General features: G+C 60.9%; 18 protein-coding genes. 7 read left to right on the forward strand and 11 right to left on the reverse strand.

Features of this window, described 5'->3' with window-relative positions; genetic code table 11:
- Positions 1–128 precede the first annotated feature (128 nt).
- The 9 genes from NW855_RS12805 to NW855_RS12845 form a co-directional block, all read right to left on the reverse strand.
- A complete protein-coding gene (locus tag NW855_RS12805; protein WP_099813010.1) occupies positions 129–1,622 on the reverse strand; it encodes a cellulose synthase in 1,494 nt (497 codons plus the stop codon).
- A 126-nt stretch (positions 1,623–1,748) separates the two neighbouring features.
- Positions 1,749–2,018 carry a 50S ribosomal protein L27 gene (gene rpmA / locus NW855_RS12810; RefSeq protein WP_011430865.1) on the reverse strand — a complete coding sequence of 90 codons (270 nt, stop codon included), beginning with the start codon at positions 2,016–2,018 and terminating at the stop codon, positions 1,749–1,751.
- Between the two features lie 59 nt (positions 2,019–2,077).
- Positions 2,078–2,485 (reverse strand): 50S ribosomal protein L21, encoded by a 408-nt coding sequence (rplU, locus tag NW855_RS12815; protein WP_011430866.1) that lies wholly within the window; start codon positions 2,483–2,485, stop codon positions 2,078–2,080.
- 157 nt (positions 2,486–2,642) lie between these two features.
- Complete coding sequence (locus tag NW855_RS12820) at positions 2,643–3,392, reverse strand: photosystem reaction center subunit H (RefSeq protein WP_011430867.1); 750 nt, start codon at positions 3,390–3,392, stop codon at positions 2,643–2,645.
- A gap of 52 nt (positions 3,393–3,444) precedes the next feature.
- The gene (locus tag NW855_RS12825; protein WP_011430868.1) at positions 3,445–3,726 is read right to left on the reverse strand and encodes a chaperone modulator CbpM; all 282 of its coding nucleotides are present in this window, start codon (positions 3,724–3,726) and stop codon (positions 3,445–3,447) included.
- Entirely contained in the window at positions 3,723–4,655 is a 933-nt protein-coding gene (locus NW855_RS12830) for a DnaJ C-terminal domain-containing protein (protein ID WP_011430869.1), read from the reverse strand. Before NW855_RS12830 ends, NW855_RS12825 begins: the two co-directional genes overlap by 4 nt.
- 121 nt (positions 4,656–4,776) lie before the next feature.
- On the reverse strand, positions 4,777–5,538 hold the full coding sequence (locus NW855_RS12835) for a ChaB family protein (RefSeq protein ID WP_011430870.1): 762 nt from the start codon (positions 5,536–5,538) through the stop codon (positions 4,777–4,779).
- Positions 5,539–5,784: 246 nt separating this feature from the next.
- The gene (locus tag NW855_RS12840) at positions 5,785–6,633 is read right to left on the reverse strand and encodes a M28 family peptidase (protein ID WP_011430871.1); all 849 of its coding nucleotides are present in this window, start codon (positions 6,631–6,633) and stop codon (positions 5,785–5,787) included.
- Positions 6,630–7,406 carry an HAD family hydrolase gene (locus NW855_RS12845; protein ID WP_011430872.1) on the reverse strand — a complete coding sequence of 259 codons (777 nt, stop codon included), beginning with the start codon at positions 7,404–7,406 and terminating at the stop codon, positions 6,630–6,632. The genes NW855_RS12840 and NW855_RS12845 overlap by 4 nt, the downstream gene beginning before the upstream one ends.
- Positions 7,407–7,550: 144 nt before the next feature.
- Here NW855_RS12845 and lpdA point away from each other — a divergent pair, with 144 nt between their 5' ends.
- Both lpdA and NW855_RS12855 read left to right on the forward strand, forming a co-directional pair.
- On the forward strand, positions 7,551–8,933 hold the full coding sequence (gene lpdA / locus NW855_RS12850) for a dihydrolipoyl dehydrogenase (protein WP_414402889.1): 1,383 nt from the start codon (positions 7,551–7,553) through the stop codon (positions 8,931–8,933).
- A gap of 71 nt (positions 8,934–9,004) precedes the next feature.
- Positions 9,005–10,306, forward strand: a complete 1,302-nt coding sequence (locus NW855_RS12855) for a class I SAM-dependent methyltransferase (protein WP_414508849.1) — start codon at positions 9,005–9,007, stop codon at positions 10,304–10,306.
- 38 nt (positions 10,307–10,344) lie between these two features.
- Here NW855_RS12855 and NW855_RS12860 read toward each other — a convergent pair whose 3' ends face one another.
- Positions 10,345–11,736 carry a TldD/PmbA family protein gene (locus NW855_RS12860; RefSeq protein ID WP_414402901.1) on the reverse strand — a complete coding sequence of 464 codons (1,392 nt, stop codon included), beginning with the start codon at positions 11,734–11,736 and terminating at the stop codon, positions 10,345–10,347.
- Positions 11,737–11,760: 24 nt separating this feature from the next.
- Complete coding sequence (gene glgB, locus NW855_RS12865; RefSeq protein ID WP_414402900.1) at positions 11,761–14,061, reverse strand: 1,4-alpha-glucan branching protein GlgB; 2,301 nt, start codon at positions 14,059–14,061, stop codon at positions 11,761–11,763.
- 200 nt (positions 14,062–14,261) lie between these two features.
- On the opposite strand from glgB, the gene tatA reads away from it, so the two are divergent.
- From tatA to NW855_RS12890, 5 genes are all read left to right on the forward strand, one after another.
- Entirely contained in the window at positions 14,262–14,540 is a 279-nt protein-coding gene (gene tatA / locus NW855_RS12870; RefSeq protein ID WP_011430879.1) for a twin-arginine translocase TatA/TatE family subunit, read from the forward strand.
- A 238-nt stretch (positions 14,541–14,778) separates the two neighbouring features.
- Positions 14,779–15,612: an anti-sigma factor domain-containing protein gene (locus NW855_RS12875; protein WP_414402899.1), complete on the forward strand. Its 834-nt coding sequence runs from the start codon at positions 14,779–14,781 to the stop codon at positions 15,610–15,612.
- A gap of 193 nt (positions 15,613–15,805) precedes the next feature.
- Complete coding sequence (locus NW855_RS12880; protein ID WP_240527344.1) at positions 15,806–16,666, forward strand: bestrophin family protein; 861 nt, start codon at positions 15,806–15,808, stop codon at positions 16,664–16,666.
- Between the two features lie 270 nt (positions 16,667–16,936).
- Positions 16,937–17,302 (forward strand): NAD(P)H-quinone oxidoreductase subunit M, encoded by a 366-nt coding sequence (locus tag NW855_RS12885; protein WP_011430883.1) that lies wholly within the window; start codon positions 16,937–16,939, stop codon positions 17,300–17,302.
- A 74-nt stretch (positions 17,303–17,376) separates the two neighbouring features.
- Positions 17,377–17,829 (forward strand): DUF2996 domain-containing protein, encoded by a 453-nt coding sequence (locus NW855_RS12890; RefSeq protein WP_099813003.1) that lies wholly within the window; start codon positions 17,377–17,379, stop codon positions 17,827–17,829.
- The last annotated feature ends 110 nt before the right edge of the window (positions 17,830–17,939 follow it).

The raw sequence follows: 17,939 nt of genomic DNA on the forward strand, positions 1-17,939 counted from the left end.
TCCTATCCTTCTTCCAGCATAGCTGTTGACCACTTCCGCCGGGGCAGCCGGCCATTTTCTCTATGCTCTCCATGCAACAGCGGAATAATAGGGGGATTTGGCTTTGCCGTGTGCCTGGCTTGGCAGCCCTAGGAGTTGGAGAGCGCATCTGTTGTTTCTTCCGCTGCCGGGTTGTGGCTACGCAAGGCAAAGCCGGCAAAATCGTGATCGTCCGGGCGCACCGTTAGAACCATCAGGTTGTAGAAGGCCCAGACTAGGCCAAACAGCAGCTCTGGCCAGGTTGGATCCCAGTTGCCGGCAAAGCGCAGGGATCCCACCCCCATGGCCAACAACGTCAGCACAATAGCCAGCGCCTGCGGGCCGAGGGAAAGCTGGGACGGCTGTTCGGGGTAGGGGGGCACCCCCCGCACCGCCTGCACCAGCGCCTGGATGGACTGGAAAAACTGGCTGCCCGTCTGCCGCTCCGACTGCCACGCCGCTCCCCACAGCGACGGGGGAAAAGCCAACAGCCAGGTGAGGCGCCCCAGCAGGGCGTAGGGAAGAAACCAGGCAAAGAAGACTCTATCAAAGGCCGGCACCGGCATCCAGCCTGTGCAGAGAAAGAGGATGGGCACCGCCAAATAGGCCAGCTCCGCCACCCCGCCCGCAGCCCAGAGGGCCAGCCACAGGTACTGAAAGCGCTGCTGCTGCGTGGTGGGCTTGCTCCAGAAGGGGTTTTCCCGCAGGGCAGAAAACACCGCCAGCAGAGCGACGCGGCGGTTGCGCAACGGCAACAAAATGCCAGTGACCTGGGCTGGGCGCACTAGGTGGGACTGCCAGCCGCGGCAGTGCATCTGACACCCCAACTGCACAGGGCGGCGAATGTCGATTTGCGGGATCCCCTCCAAAGCTGCCCGCCGAATGAGACAGCCAGATCCCAGCAGCGGCGCCGCCTGGTAGCCCTGGGATCCCACCGCCAAAAGCTGCTGCAGCGGGTGAACCGCCCTGGGCTGGCCCAGGGTGCGCAGCGTTGCCTGCACAAAGCCGGTGGCATTGGCAATCGGGGCCCGCTCCGGAAAGTCGTAAAACAGGGGCAACGTCTGCCACAAAAAATCCGGCTCGACAAAATGGCCGGGATGCAGCAGGAGCAGATATTCTCCCTGGAGCTGGCCGGATCCCAGCATGTAGGCTAGGGGATCGGTCGTGGGGCTTGGGCAAGACCAGTACTCGCAGGGGATGGCCCGCGCCACTTTAGCCATCTCCGCATCTTCCACCCGATCCACAATATGGACAAACAGCCGCTCCCAGGGGTAATCCAGGCGCAGGGCCGAGAGCACCGTCTGCCGGGTCGCTTCCACGGAATCCCGCTGGCGCAGCACCAGCACGTCCACCCGCGGCAGTTGAAAAAACGCCCGCCGCAGCACCTCGGGCGCGGGCACCCCCTCCTGCGGCACCTGGGGATAGCGGCTGAGGATAAAGCCCACCGCCGCCAGCCAAACGTACAGCTCTGCCCCCCAAAACAGAAGGGATCCCAGACCGGTCAGCCCCTCGCTGATGCGCCAGTAGAGGTACGCCACCCCAGCGATAAGGTGGAGCAACCCCACTCCCCGAAACAAGTACACCCGCACAGCCCTGGATCTCACAGGCGCTCCACACAGGATTGGGATTGGGCCAAGCCAGGATCCCCCCTTTGCCCAGCTGCAGGCTGAGGAATGGAACCAGTTGAGCTGTCTTGCCCAGTTGCCCAGCCAGAACGGGAAGCTCACTGCCTATTGGGCAGCCGCCTCAACCGGGTAGACGCTCACCTTTTTCCGCCACTTGCCGTAGCGCTCAAAGGTAACAATGCCGGTGGCCACCGCAAACAAGGTGTCGTCGCCGCCGCGGCGCACGTTCACCCCTGGATGAAACTTGGTGCCCCGCTGTCTCACCAAAATGTAGCCAGGGTGCACCAGCTCGCCGCCAAAGCACTTCACCCCCAGCCGCTTGGCATTGGAGTCGCGACCGTTGCGGGTACTGCCGGTTCCTTTCTTGTGAGCCATAACGCCTCCTCTGCAACTGTGTCGTCGCCAAAGATAAGTTGGGATCCTGAGTTTAGGATCTATTCCTCCGCCGCTGGGATCCCTGTGGTGTCAGTGGTCGCCTCAGAAGTGGATGGCGGAGCAGACTGGGCCGTGGCCAGGGTTGTGCCGTTGAGTTCGATGGACTCGATCAGCACGCGGGTGAGCGGCTGCCGGTGTCCTCTCTTTTTGCGGGTTCCCTTCTTCGGCCTCATCTTGTAGACGATGATTTTGTTGCCGCGGCGGTGCTGCAAGACCCGTGCCCTGACCACTGCCTCGGGAACATACGGATGCCCTAGCGTCACCTGTCCCTCGTGGTTGATTAACAACACCTGGGACAGGGCCAAGGGGCTGTTTTCCTCTGTGCCGGGCAGGCGATCGACGTCGTAAAAGCGCCCTGGCTCTACCCAAAGCTGCTTGCCACTGGTTTCCACAATTGCGTAGGTCATGCCTTTTCCTTGCCGTACAGGTGCCCCTAGGGGTCTTGCAACCTGATCCGAGCATTGACAGCGATTTTTAATCCTAGCGGAAAAACCTGCCCTCTGTCAGCTAGGGCTATTCCCTCACCCCCATCCCCTCTCCCTTTGGGAGAGGGGAGTTGGAGCATCATTCGGTCAGCTTTTCCCAGGCGGCCTGGAGGGCAGCTTGCATGCGCTGGGCGGCGCGGCTAAGGCGCTGCTGCCAGGTTGTCCATTTTTGCTGCAAAAACTCTGCCGCCTCATCGAGCAGGGAGAGGTCGAACTTGCCCCCTTTGGCCAGCTCGTCCCGCACTTGCTTGACCTTGACGCGCACCACCTCCGGCGGATCCTGGGGGCCGACCAGGGATTTGAGGCGATCCCCCATGCGCTGGATGAGCTGCTTGACTTGGCGAGACTTTTCGCTCCAAAAGTTCTTTAGGCCCTCAGTTTCTGATTTGAGGCGCTGCGGCGCATCTTCCTTGACCACCACGGCATCTACGTCGATGGCCTCTACATCCTCCGGCAACAGGACGGCGCGCCCTCCCCAGGGCTCGGCGATGCTGCCCCCCAGGATGTAGGCGGCAATCGTTCCGGTTTCCCAATCGAAGAGAAAATCCTCGATCCAGCCCACCGGCTGATCCCCAATACGCACGGTTCGCCGGTAGAGGGAGCTAAGCGGCGTTGCCGGAGTGGCGAAGACGGTGGAGTAGGTCAGCAGCGCGTCCGGCCCGATGAGAGAGATTTGCTCCAGGGGGGTGTAGCCCTGCTGGCTGGTGAAGTAGCAGACCCGCCCTTGTCCATCGACCCAGATTTCTTCGACAGTGCCCAGGGCCGTGGCAGTGCTGCTATCCAGGGCCAGCAGGCCCACCACTTGGCTGCGTCGGACGACTTGTTCCATAGAGAAGTTCTCCTGACTTGCGGGATTTAAGGGAGATGGAGGCTTGGGCTGCTTAGCCTCCGCGGTAGTAGTGTAGCTGCGCCCTGAGGCGGGCAATTTCCTGGGCCATATCCAAAACCATGGCCGCCCCAACCCAGTTGAGGCCCAAGTCCCGATGCAGGCGGATCATCTGCAGCAGGCGCCGCAGTTGTTGGGGGGTGAGGTAGCTGCTTTGCGCTTCCACCAGCCCCTGCAACAGCAGCCACTCCAGCAGGTGGGTCGGGATCCCGGCTACTTCACTGGCCTGCTCAAAGGTGTAGAGCCGTTCTTCTACCCGCACAATGGCCAAGCTCATAGCCTCACCTCCTGCAAGTAGGCGCGGGGATCCCAGCTCCGATTTTGCCGCAGCTTCTCGTAGAGATCCCGCTCAGTGGGGGAGAGGGATTTGGGCGTGACAACCTTCAGCCGCACCAGCAGGTCGCCCCGCTGCCCTTGGGGATCCCGCCAGCCCTGGCCGCGCAGCCGCAGGGTCTGGCCGCTATCGACGCCGGCGGGGATCTTCAGTTGCACCCGACCGGTGGGGGTGGGGACTTCCGCTGTGCCGCCCAAAACCGCCTCGTCAGGGGTGATGGGCAGCTCGCAGAGCAGGTTGTCGCCGTCGAAGCGGAAGAAGGGGTGCGGGGGCAGCTCCAGGGTGAGGTAGAGATCCCCCCTCGGCCCGCCAAAGGGGCTATATTGGCCTTTACCCTTGACGCGGATGCGGCTGCCCGGTTTGGCGCCGGGAGGAATGCGGATGGTGAGGGTTTCGCCATCCACGCTCAGCCGCTTTTGGGTGCCGTGGAAGGCCTCTGCCCAGGTGAGGCCCAGCGTGGCTTCTACGTCTTGCCCTGGCAGATCCACCGAGACAAACGGCCCAAACCCCGTGGTGAAGCCCTGGAAGCCGCCGCGGCGGGATCCCATGCGGCCCAGCAGCTCGTTGATGAAGTCCTCGAAGCTGGCGTACTGGGCAAATCCCTCCATGCCCGGCCCCGCCGCCGCGCCGCTGCCCACCCGTTGCCAGTACTGGCCAAACTGGTCGTAGCGCCGCCGCTTGTCGGGATCCGAGAGCACCTCGTAGGCTTCGTTGATCTGCTTGAAGCGCTCCTCGGCCGCCTTGTTGCCGGGGTTGACGTCGGGGTGATACTGGCGAGCCAGCTTGCGATAGGCGCGCTTGATCTCCTCTAAAGAGGCATCTCGGCTGACGCCCAGGATCTGGTAGTAGTCCTTGAAATCGCTCGCAGCCATAAGCTCACCCCTACGAAATCAGGTTAAGGCTTTTAGGATACCTTCAGGCTAGAGGTGCAATCGGAAAACCCAGAGCGAGGGAGAAACACTTAGCTCTGTCCTTGCCCCTGAGAGCACTCCCCTAGGGTTTGCGCCTGGAGAAAATCCCCTTGTCGTCTCTTGTGAAAACTTGTTTGACCTTTTCCCAAGCCTTGAGCAGCGCCTGGGTGACCGGGCTGCCCTCTGCCTTGGCCTGGTTATAGGCTTCCACAAAGGTTTGCTGGGCTTCTTCTGAGAGATCGGCGCGGATCTCGGGGGAGATGGTTTCGGGAGTCAGGGATCCCTCTGGCTCGCTGGGCAAGTTCAAGTCGGCAGTGGCCACCTCTTCGCCGCCGGCACTTTGCAGCAGCAAGTAGATTTCGCCCGCTTTTTCCTCCGGCACCTGCACCACCAACAGGAATTCGCCCGCCTGCACCCGCGTCTGGTAGATGGCGGCCTTCTCCTGTGGCATGCCCAGGGCAATGAGGGCGGATCCCAGCCCCGCTCCCAGCGCCCCGTAGAGAGCGCCACCGGTTGCCCCCAGCAGCGCCGCTCCTAGTGGCCCGGCGGCCACCACCGCCCCCAAAAAGGGAATAAACAGCACCCCTACCCCCGTGAGGAGCCCCAGCAGCGATCCAAACAGGGATCCGTAGATGGCGCCGCTGGTCAAGCCATCGAGAACCACATCTTTGCGAGTGATAAAGCCACTAATTTTGGCTTCCGTTTGAAAGTTGCGGCCAATGATGGAGATGCGGTCGTTGGGGATACCGCGGTTGAGCAGGCGCTGGATGCACTCTTGGACTTTGGCTTCTTCTTTGAAAACGGCAGAGACGCACTTTTTGGGGGCTTGGGCGAAGGTATTCATGAAAAAGGCTCCTGTGAAAGTTTTGACCCAAAAGGCTAAGGGAGGTTTTTTGGCAAACTTTTCCCCTCTTTGCCTATGCCGCCTATTATCTCCCTCTGTCGCCCAAGCGGGAGTCGAGGGATCGCGAAACTCCTGGAGCGATCTCCGTACTGAGGAGGCCTGCCCAAGCGCCCCGCGCCGCTGGCCTTCACCCCCAGCCCCTCTCCCAGAGGGAGAGGGGAGTTGGGAATCGAGGGATCTCACGGCCTAGAGGGATCCAAGACCCTGCCTCAAGCCGCGGCAGACCCCACTCAAAAAGGCAAGATCTAGGGTCTCGAGGGTGTCGCTCAGCTTGTGGTAGTGGGGGTTGCGCAAAAAGGCGGTGTCGGTCACCATAGCCGCAGGGTAGCCCGCATCCCAAAAGGGGGAGTGGTCGCTGAGGCGGGTAACCGGCAGGAACAAACCCCGCTGGCCGGCTGGCAGCCAGCAACACGGGATCCCCACCTGCTGAAAACCGCGCTGCAGCCTAAGCAGATCCCCCAGGGCGGGCCAGTTGCCAATGAGACCGATGTAATCTCCCCGGTCGGGGTAGAGCCGCTCCAGGCCGGCGGGGTAGCGCTGGGATCCGGGCGTGGGATCCCGGTAGCCCAGCATCTCCAGAGAGAGCATCAGCCGCAGGGGTTGGCGCTGTTGTCTGAGAAAGCGGGCGTAGGCTTTGCTCCCTAGCAGGCCCCGCTCTTCTAGGTCGAAGGCCACTAGCCACAGGGGGGAAGGGGCGGGCTCGGCGGCAAAATGGCGGGCCAACTCCAGCAACACCGCCACGCCGCTGGCGTTGTCGTCGGCGCCGGGGGTAGCAGGCGCGGCGTCGAAGTGGGCCCCGATTAAAATGGGCCTGCGGCCAGGCTGGGATCCCGGCAATTTCAAGATCCAGTTGCGGTGCTGGCAGCCATTGGCCTCAAAGGGGAAGGGCTCCACCGGGCCGCACTCGGAAAGCTGTTTTTGGACATACTGCTCCACCTGCCGATGGCCCAAAGGCGACCAGTCGGGATCGCGGGGCTGAGCTACTTGCTGCAGGTGCTCCCGGAGGCGCTGTTGCAGATTGGGCTCTCGGGTCACTTTTCTTGTCCGGCGAGGGCTTGAGCGTGGACTTGGCGAGCCAGCTCCAGAGTAAAGTGGCTGTGGGATCCCGCCCTTCCCGCCAACACCTGAAACGGCAGCCCAGGCTCCCCTAGGTGATCCAACACCAAAGCCGCTCCCGAAAAGTCTTGCTCCCGCGTATAGTTGTTTACTGTCACCACGGCCGGGACGCCCGCCTGCTGGGCCGAGCGCAGCCCGTTCTCCGAGTCCTCAAAGGCCAGGCACTCCTGGGGGCGCAGCCCCATCTGTTCCAGCGTGTAGCAGTAGATGTCGGGGGCTGGCTTTTTGGCGGGGACAATATCGCCGGCAGCGATCACCTCAAACCAGCTCAGGCTTTCTGGCAGGGTGTGCTCCAGAAGGGCCGTCACGTTTTCGGGCGTGGTGGTGGTGGCGATGGCCAGGCGGATCCCGGCGGCTCTGGCTTCCTGTAAGAGGCGCTTGACGCCGGGGCGCAAAGGGATCCCTCCTTGGGCCAACAGAGCTGTGTAGTGGCGGGTCTTGGCCTGGTGCAGCCGGGCTATTAGACTGGTCAGGTCTTCGCCGGCAGGCAGGGGCGGCTGGCAGGTCTGGACGAAGTGGCGAATGCGCTCTTTGCCGCCGGTGATGGCCAGGAGCTGGCCGTAGAGCTCCACCGACCAGTGCCAGTCCAACCCTGCCTCGGCAAAGGCGGCGTTGAAAGCCACGCGGTGCCCATCCCGCTCCGTATCCGCCAGCGTGCCATCCACATCAAAAATGAACGCCTGCAGTTCCATGCGCATCCCCCGTTCCCACCCCGCCAGCCTTTTGTCAACTGGGCAAGCGACCCTATGCTACCTCATGGTTTGGATGCTCTCAGCCAGGTTCCTGGGAAGGCCAACAAGATGAGAAAATGAGGCACCGGTTATCCAAGTCTCGCCATGAGCTTTGATTTTGACTTGATCATCATCGGTGCTGGCGTCGGCGGCCATGGCGCGGCGTTGCATGCCGTCGAGTCCGGCCTCAAAACCGCCATCGTCGAGTGCGCCGAAATGGGCGGCACCTGCATCAACCGCGGCTGCATCCCCTCCAAGGCGCTGCTGGCCGCCTCCGGACGCCTGCGGGAACTGCAACACAGCTCCCAGCTAGGGCTGCAGGTGGGATCCGTCCAGGCTGACCGAGGAGCCATTGCTGCCCATGCTGCCCAGGTGGTGGAGAAGATCCGCACCGACATGACCCGCTCCCTAGAGAAGCTGGGGGTAACAATCCTGAGGGGGCGGGGCAGGCTGGCGGGGCCACAAACGGTCGAAGTCCAGGAAGAGAAGGGATCCCAGACCTACACGGCGCGGGATGTGATCCTGGCCACGGGTTCTCGACCCTTTGTGCCGCCGGGGATCCAGGTGGATGGCCGCACCGTGTTTACCAGCGACGAGGCGGTGCGGTTGGAGTGGATCCCGGAGCGGCTGGCCATCATCGGCAGCGGCTACATCGGCCAGGAATTTGCCGACGTCTACACGGCGCTGGGATCCCAAGTTATTCTCATCGAGGCGCTGGAGACCCTGATGCCGGCCTTTGACCCCGACATTGCCCGCCTGGCCCAGCGGGTGCTGATTAAACCCCGCCAGATCCAGACCTATGTGGGCGTGCTGGCCAAGCAGGTGATCCCCGGCCAGCCGGTGACGATCCACCTCTCCAACGGGGAGACGCTGCAGGTGGATGGCTGCCTGGTGGCCGCTGGGCGGATCCCGGTCTCAGAAGGGCTGGGCCTGGCGGAGCTGGGGGTTGTTACGGACAAGCGCGGCTTTGTGCCGGTGGATAGCCGCATGGCCACCGAATTGCCCCACCTGTGGGCCATTGGGGATGTGACGGGCAAGATGATGCTGGCCCACGCGGCGGCAGCGCAGGGGCGGGTGGCGGTGGAAAACATCTGTGGCCGCCCTGCCTACATGGATTACCTGAGCATCCCGGCGGCGGTGTTCACCCATCCGGAGATGGGCTTTGTGGGGCTAACCGAGCCGCAGGCCAAAGCCGAGGGCTATAGCGTAGGCACGGTGCGCACCTACTTTGGCGGCAACTCCAAGGCCATTGCTGCTGGCGAGACTGAGGGCATGGTGAAGCTGGTCTTTGATAAAGAGACGGGCCTCTTGCTGGGATCCCACATTTTTGGGCCGCATGCCGCCGATCTCATCCACGAGGCAGCCCAGGCCATCGCCCGCCGCGCCACGGTGCAAGAGCTGGCCCGCCTGGTGCATGTTCACCCCACCTTGGCAGAGACGCTGGAGGAGGCCTACCGGCGAGCTGCCCACAGTTTGGCAGTGGCCTAGCCAGCAGGTTTCCCCTCCAGCCCTTGAGAAAGCCATAGGATTGGGAGGGAAGTACGCAGGAGGAAGTCCTCTTGGTTACCGAAGCCGAGATTACACGGGCAGTGCAAGCCCAGTACGAAACCTTCCCCTATCCCCCTGTTCCCTACGACCAGCCCTTTGAGGGCTTTTCCAGCCTGGGCAGCTATACCTTGGCCCAATACGCCCGCACCCGCACCTTGCAAGAGCCCACTGGGGCCAGGTTTTTGGTGGCCGGCTGCGGCACTGGTTGGGAGATGCACGTCATCGCCGCCAGCAACCCCGGATATGGCGCCGTGGTAGGGATCGACCTCAGCCGCCCAGCTCTGGAGATTGCCCAGAAGCGGATCAAGTACCACGGCCTGCGCAACTGCTCGGTGCATTATGGGGATCTCATGGATCCCTCCACCTGGCCGGAGGGAAGCTTTGACATGATCAGCTCCTACGGGGTAATCCACCACACCGCCGATCCCGTCAAGGCTCTAAAGAACTTGGCCTCGCGCCTGGCTCCCGACGGGGTAATGGCCCTGATGCTCTACAACCGCTCAGGCCGTTGGCATGTCTACCGCATTCGCCGTGCTTTGGAGCTGCTGGGGATTACTCCACCGGCCACCCGGGAAAAGATCGAATTTGTGCGGCAACTGCTGAAGGCAGCTCATCCCAACTCCCTCTTGGCCAAGCACGCCAAGGCCCATGAGGAATACTACCTAGCAGACGAGAACATCGTCGACAACTTCTTCCACGCCAACGACATTCCTTTTGACATCGGCGAAATCCCCGACCTTCTGGCCCAGGCGGGCTTGGAGTTTATCGATGTAGCCCCCTACTTGGACTACTGGAACGCCAAGCCTTTAATTGCTGCTACTCACACCGAGTTCCATCGCCGCTACGAGGCCCTTTCTCGCCTCGACCAGCTACGAGTTATCGAGTATCTGGAGCCTCTTTACCACACGCAAAATCTCTTTTGGTGCTGCCATCAGGGCAAAAAGGTGGCCAGTTGGGATCCTTTTACCCCTGAGTTTTTCCAAAGCTCCCGTTGGCAGCTCAACCCCCTCTTTCTCCAGTACGGCAAGGTGCGCTACTGGGATCAAAAGATCCCCTTTTCGGATCTGCTGGGCAAAGTGGATCCGGCCCAGATCGTGACCCAAAAGATGGACATCTTCTGGCCCATCGCCCGCATCCCGGGCAAGATGATCGCTTCTAGCCGCTACCAGGTGGTGGAGCTGCTGCTGCCATTGGCCAAGCAAGCTCGTTCCGGCGCCGAGATCTTGGCCGACCATCGCGAGAGAGCCGGCCACGTCCTCCGCCTCTTCCAGCAGTGGGAAGCCGACCGGCTGGTTCTAAGAGTTGCTCCCTAACTCCCCTCTCCCTTTGGGAGAGGGGCTGGGGGTGAGGGCTAAGCAGGCTGTCGGCCCCCCACAATGGCACGGCAGCGAATGTAGGGCCCTCCGGCGTCTACCTTGGCCGGCTGACCCTTGCCGCAGTGGCCGGATCCCAAGTCCCACCGGAAATCCCGCGACACGGCATCCACCGACTGCAACACCTCAAAGGCATTGCCCGTGATGGTAACTCCCCTCAGCAGCTCCGCCAGCTTGCCGTTGCGAATGCGGTAGGCCCGCTCCACGCCAAACATGAACTCACCGGTGGAGTCGGCTTGCCCGTTTCTGGCCCCATCCAGGAAGTAGCCGTCGGGAGTGCTGGCGATGATCTCCTCCAATGTCTGGGATCCCGGCTCGAGATAGGTGTTGCGCATGCGGATGAGCGGCTCATCGGCGTACTCCCAGGCGCGGGCATTGCCGGTGGGCTCGACGCCGAAGTGGGCAGCCGTTTCGCGGTTGTGCAGGTAGCTCACCAGGATGCCGTTCTGGATGATGGTGGTGGTTTGGGTGGGGACGCCCTCATCGTCCACAGGCAGCGTTCCCCCTGCCCCCGGCATCAATTCAGAACGGCCAGAGTCCTTGAGAGTAACCAGCTCGCTGGCCACCCGCTGCCCCAGCTTGCCGGCTGCCACCGAGCCGGCCAAGACAAAATCCGCCTCGACCGTGTGGCCAATGGCCTCGTGCACCAGCAGCCCCACGATGGAAGGGGACAAGATGACCGTGGCCCATCCCCCCTCAGCATAGCCTGCAGAGAGGAGATCGACGGCTGTGGCAGCCGCCTTCTCCGCCATCTGCAAGGGATCCGCCCGAAAAAGGCAATCCCACCCCCCCGTCACGCCAATGGACTCAGTACCGCTGCTTAGTTGGCCATCCGCCTCGGCCACCGCCTGGATCCGCAGCTCAGGGCGCACCAGCCGGAAGGCCACATCCGCCCCATCCGTAGTAACAATGGCTTTTTCCTCGTAGATCTCGTTGTAAGTGCAACTGGCGGAGGTGATGCGGGCGGAAGACTTGCGCGCCTGGGCTTCTGTTTCCAGAGCCAACTGGATCTTGGCCTCCAGGGGTTTGTTGACCACCTCCTCCACGCCGGGCTCGCAGAACTCCCCCTGGGCTAGTTGGACGCGGGGCAAAGCCTTCAGCTTCTGCCTGCGGCAGTTGGCGCTGGCGCGGGCCGCTTGCTGGGCCTCGGCAATGGCCTTGCGAATGGCTGCGGGTGAGAGATCCCCGGTGGCGGCAAAGCCCCAGGTGCCGGCTTCTAGCACCCGCACCCCCACACCTGAGCGCCGCCGAACTGCCGTGCGCTCAATGCGGCCCTTTTCCGCCGTGACACTGCGAAAGACTTTGCTGTGGTAGCGCAGTTCCACAAAGCCAGAATAGTCTCGAAGGATGTCGCGCAGCAGATCTCGCATGGCAATGAGGCGGGAAGGCCGTACTCACTCCAGCATAGCTTTGTTTTCGCCTGAATCCTCCGGCTGCCACTTCAGCACCAAGGTTGAAAGAGGGGGCAGGCAGAGCTCAAGCGAGTAGGGCAGGTTGTGGTAGGGCCAGTCATCCGTCCACTTGCCCCCTAGGTTGCCAACCCCGCTGCCCCAGAACTCTACCGCGTCGCTGTTGAGCAGTTCCCGGTAAAACCCTCGCTGCGGCACGCCAATGCGGTAGTTTGGCCAGACCACGGGGGTGAAGTTGCAGACCACCACCAGCCACTCCTTGGGATCCTCCCCATAGCGGATGAAAGAGATAATGCCCCGATGGTCGCTGCAGTCGATCCAGCGGAAGCCTTCTGGCTTGGTGTCTTGGGTGTAGAGAGCTGGCTGCGAGCGCAATAGATGGTTGAGGGTGGCTACGTAGTGGCGCAGTTTAGCGTGGGGCTCATACTGCAGCAGCTCCCAGTCTAGATCTGCCCAAACATTCCACTCGTTCCACTGGCCAAACTCCATGCTCATGAACAGGGTTTTCTTGCCGGGGTGGGTGAACATGTAGCCGTAGAGGGCCCGCAAACTGGCAAACTTGTGCCACATATCCCCTGGCATTTTGCCCAACATGTGGCTTTTGCCGTGCACTACCTCATCGTGGGAAAAAGCCAGCATGTAATTTTCACTGAAGGCATACATGAGGCTGAAAGTCACTAGGTTGTGATGGAACTGGCGGAACCAGGGATCCATGCGGAAATAATCCAGCATGTCGTGCATCCAGCCCATGTTCCACTTCAGGTTAAAGCCCAGACCGCCCACGTGAGTTGGCCAGGTCACCATTGGCCAGGCAGTCGATTCCTCGGCAATGGAAAGAACGCCAGGGTAGTACTTGAAAATAAGGGTATTGAGCTGGCGAAAAAAGTCGATGGCCTCCAGGTGTTCTCGCCCGCCGTAGCAGTTGGGGATCCATTCTTTGCGGTCGTAGTCCAGATAGAGCATTGAGGCCACCGCATCCACCCGAAGGCCGTCGATGTGGTATTTGTCAAACCAAAAGAGGGCATTGGCTATTAGATAGTTGCGCACCTCGTTGCGGCCGTAGTTGAAAACCAAAGTGCCCCAGCCCTTGTGCTCGCCCTTGCGGGGGTCGGCATATTCGTAGAGGTGGGTACCGTCAAAAAAGGCCAGCCCATGCCCATCTTTGGGGAAATGCCCCGGCACCCAATCGACAATGACGCCGATCCCTTCCTGGTGGGCGCGATCGACAAAGTACATGAAGTCTTGGGGCGAGCCGTAGCGGGAGGTTACCGCGTAGTAGCCAATAACCTGGTAGCCCCAGGAGCCGTCGAAGGGGTGCTCGGCCACGGGTAAGAGCTCGATGTGGGTAAAGCCCAGCTCCTTGACATAGGGGATCAATTTGTCCGCCAGCTCCCGGTAGGTAAGAAAGCGGGTGTTGGGCTTTTGCTCCACCGGCACCAGGTGCCCATCAGCGGGGGGGTCTTCCGTGGAAGCGTGCATCCAGGATCCCAAATGCACCTCGTACACCGAGATGGGCGAGCGCAGGGGGTCGGTGGCAGCCCGCTTTTCCAGCCACTCCTGGTCGTGCCAGGTATAGGTGTGGAGGTCGGCTACAATTGAGCCGGTTTTGGGTCGCACCTCCTGCTGAAAGCCATAGGGATCTGACTTTTCGTAGATATCCCCCCAGGCAGTTTTCACCTCGTACTTGTAGACGGCTCCTGGCCCAACACCAGGGATGAACACCGCCCAGATGCCGCTTTCGCCCAGCCGCTTCATCTGGTGTTGGCGGCCATCCCAGTGGTTGAAGTCGCCAATGACACTGACATTGCGGGCGTTGGGAGCCCAGACGGCAAAGTGGACTCCCTGAACCCCATCTACGCTGATGGGATGAGCGCCCAACTTCTCGTAGATGCGGTGGTGGTTGCCCTCGTTGAAGAGGTAGCGATCCAGCTCACCGATGTGGTTGACCTTCTCCAGGGGAAAGCGATAGGGATCCTCCCACTCTTCCAAGTGCTGGCCCTCCGGATCCCAGACCCGCTGCGCCCGCAGAAAGTAGTCTGGAACCGGCGTGCCAGGCGCAAAGCACAGCTCAAACAACGTTTCTGGATGCAGCGGCTGCATGGGGTAGGCCTGCCCAGTGGCGCGTTCTACCAACCAAACCTGTTTGGCATTGGGCACCAGGGCCCGCACCAGCCAGAAGGACGTCTCCCCCTGCTCTATCTGCTGCGGCCCCAAAACAGCATAGGGATCCTGCCACTGGTTGGTGACGAACTGAAGCACTTGTTCGGCAGACAGGAGAAAGCCCATCGGCAAGCTTCAACAAAGCAACAATCTCAGTCTAGCGGTCGTCGGCTGCCGCTTTTGGCAGCTCATGGATTCCAGAGCCATGGCAGTAGCAGCCAAACCTTTCTGCCCCCGGGAAAACCTGCTAGAGTTGGGAGGGGATAATTCCCCTCCTTGCCAGCGAGGTTGGTTGGCTTGTTCTATTTTTGGGGTTTTGGGGACTTATGGCTATCCTGCTGTCGAGCGAACCTATCCTGGCCGTGAGCATCTTCGGCATGGGCCTGCCAGAGCTGGCCGTGATTGGGATAATTGCAGTGGTCGTGTTCGGCCCCAAGAAGCTGCCGGAGTTGGGCAGCGCCTTCGGCAAAGCGTTGCGCAGCTTCAAGCAAGAGATGAACAACCCCAGCAGCGATGACGAGCCCACCGCCGGTGCCGATCGCGTCAGCGGGACGGAGTCCCTGAAGGTAGAAGCGGAGAAGGTGGTCGAGAAAGATGCCGCCTGAGGGCATCTGCACTGAAAAAATGGTGTCTTGGGTCGGCTCCTCGTTTTGTAGGAGATAGGTGCGAGTAAAAGCGGATACCGCAAGTTGCACGGCCGGCATCTGCACCAGCCGCAACAAAATGAAGTCGGCTTGCCGGTGAGCTGGATCCAGGGCTGATGTATATTTTTGAAAAAGCTACCGGCCTGGCGCTACCGCTTGACCCAAAGCCGGGCTGGACAGGCGCAGCAGATGGGGGGCTATGGCGGAGCCGACCGATTTCGAGCTGATGCGCCAGATCCAACTGCGGGATCGCCGCAGCCACTTTTTACTTAAGGATCGCTACCAAAAGCGCCTGCTGGAGATCGCGCTGTCCACTCTCAAGCAGCCTCACCAGGCCGAAGAGGTGGTGCGCCAGGTGTTTGAGTTCTGCTGGAAACATGCGGAGGCCTTTGACCTGCAGCGGGATCGCTCGGTGGCCCTGTGGCTTTACGAGTTGACGGCCTTTCAAGCCCAAGAACGCTTGCGGCGCTGGAGCTGGTTGCCCGCCCCTGCCTCCATCCGGGTCGCACCTCCTTGGTGGCCGCGGCGTTTCCTCTGGGGCAGCTTAGTAGGGTTAGGGATCTACGCAGTGGCCATAACAGCGGCCTACTGGCGGCTGCGCTGGCAGGGGGAGTCGGTAGCCATTCAACGGCTCTATCAGGAGTGGCAACGACAACCGCAGGTACGGCGAACCCTTCTGCGCGACCCCAGCTTCCGCAACCCCCTGTTGGTACAAGCTCTCTGGTCGCCCCGCGCCAAGCAGGTGTTGCTCTTGGCTTCAGAAATGCCCCCTGCCCCCCCGGGAACCACCTACCAACTGTGGCTGGAGTCGGCTGGGCAGCGCCTGGAAAGCGCCGGCACCTTCACCGTCAACGCCGAGGGATCCCTGCAATGGCTCAGCCAGCCCACCCATTCACAGCAGCCGACCCGCCTTTGGATTACCCTCGAACCGGCAGGCGGGAGCGAATCCCCCACTGGCGCCCCTCTGCTGCAGAGCAACTTCTGGATCCCTGCCTCTCAACCTGAGGAGAGCAAAGAGAACCTCTTAAACTAGCTTGAAATGACTCCTGAGACCCTGGAAGTTGCCCCGTCAGGTCAAGGGATTCATCCCCCCGTATACGGCGGGGAAGAGGGGGGCCTGCGCCGCCAAGGTTTCGGTCAACAACCGTTGCCATGACGGTAGTAGGATCAGGGGGCAGGCTTGCCGACGCCACACCAGGATTCGCCAGTATCTATCGGGAAATGGGTTGCGTTGGTTTCGCTTGGCCCTGCAGTTGCACGGATCGGTTGTGCCGGCAGTGCTGCCTCGCACCCTCATCTGTGGTCTCCTGGGAGTGCTGGTTTCCGTTCTCTACAAGCTGGGGTTGCCCATAGCGCTGTCCTCGTTGGTGGCGTTCGTGCCCAACATCGTTTTTGGCTTGATGCTGGTGTTTCGGACAAACACTGCCTACGAGCGGTTTTGGGAGGGGCGAAAAGCTTGGGGATGCGTGGTGAGCAACGTGCGCAACTTAGCCCGCTTGATTTGGGTAGCCATTGAAGAGAAGCAGCCAGACGATCGGGAAGAAAAAATCAAAATCCTCTATCTCCTGCCTGCTTTTGCCATCGCCATGAAGCAACATCTGCGCCAAGAATTTTTGCCAGATGAGCTTCAGACCCTCCTCAGCCCAGAGCAGTTGCAACGTCTTAAAAACCTCAACCATCCCTCCTTGCAAATTGCCTTTTGGATTGGAGACTACCTACAGCGCCAATACCAAAAAGGCCGCGTTGAAGTCTATCAGCTAACGATCATGGTGGAGCGGCTCAATAACATGGTCGATGTCCTGGGCGCCTGCGAGCGCATTCTCATGACCCCAACGCCCATGGCCTACGCCTTACATTTGAAGCAGTTGTTGCTGCTGTATTGTTTGTCTTTGCCTTTTCAGATGGTGGAGGGATTGGGCTGGATGACCGGCCCCATTGTCGGGCTGCTGGCCTTTATGCTGTTTGGCGTCGAGGAGATCGGCATTGAAATTGAGAACCCCTTTGGACGGGATCCGAACGACCTGCCCCTTGATGTGATTTGCAGTAGGATGAAGCAGAATATCGCTGATTTGATCCAGTCTGCCTAGAACAACCATGGGTTATCTCATAAACAAGCTTAGGTTTCCCTGGGGAAGGTAGTCCGGCTTTTTAAATTTTTCCAGTAACACCGGCTACGCAGCCGACAGCCGTACTTTTAGGCTTCTTCTGTGCCAGAGGGATCCCGCTTCTCCCCAGAATTGTTGGGTGGGGAGATTGGCCTGGGCAACTTTCTGGGATCTGGACGACAAGGGATCCCACCTCGGCGCCAGGAATGATACCTTGAAGAAAGGCGTAGGATCTCGACCGGAGCGACAGCCATGCTGAAATGCACCACCCGCCACGTTCACATCTTTGCTGGCGAGGTGACCGCCGATAACCACTTTGTGCCTCGCGACGATCTGCTCACCCTCGATGTGGATCCCGACAACGAGCTGGTCTGGAACGATGCCGCCTTGCAGAAGGTCTATGCTCGTTTTGAGGAATTGGTAGAAGAGTACAGGGGCCGGGATCTGACTGAGTACAACCTGCGGCGCATCGGCTCTGACCTGGAACACTTCATTCGCTCTCTCCTCAAGCAAGGGGAAATTGCCTACAACCTGCAGGGGCGTACCCCCAACTACAGCATGGGCTTCCCCCAGATCCCTGCTGAAGAAATTGTCGGCCAGTACATCCCCAAAGGTTAGCCTCTCTTCCATCCCTGACTCTGGGCCTGCCAGCCCGCACGCCAATCGTTGACCTGTTATCGGAGTATCAGCCCATGTCTGGAGAACCTACCCCCGCCCAGGAAACCGCTGTCGAAAAGCCGGCCCGGGTTGAGGCCGCCAACCCTGCTCCCAAGGAGACTGACACTGCCCAAGCCTCGCCCAAAGCCGCAGCAAAAAAACCAGCCAAGGAAGAGAAGCCTTTCGAGCAACTCATTGCAGAAGATGTGATCCCGGCAACCATCGCCGCTTTTCAGAAACGCGGCGTCACCGATCTGCAACTGCGGCTGGAGGGCAAGACGCTGATTGGCTCGTTTGCCGGCGGCAAAAAGCAGTTTAGCGTCCTCTTTGCCGAGGGATCCCTCAATGGGCCCAAGTTCTTCCGCTGCGCTATTGAAGGATCCCCGGCCAGCACCATTGAGTCTTTTATGATCGACGAGCGTCGCGTCGATGTGCCCCTGTTCGTGTTCTATCTGGTGCAGCGCCTCTATGCCCAGCAGTGGTATTGAGCGATCCCAGGCAGATGCCTGAGCCGCCAGCCAAACCCGTAGGCAGCGCAGCCAGAGATTGAGCTAGCCACCTGTTAGGCAAGGAAGGGATCCCCGGACAGGGATCCCTT

This window comes from Synechococcus sp. RC10B2 (genome assembly GCF_047502635.1).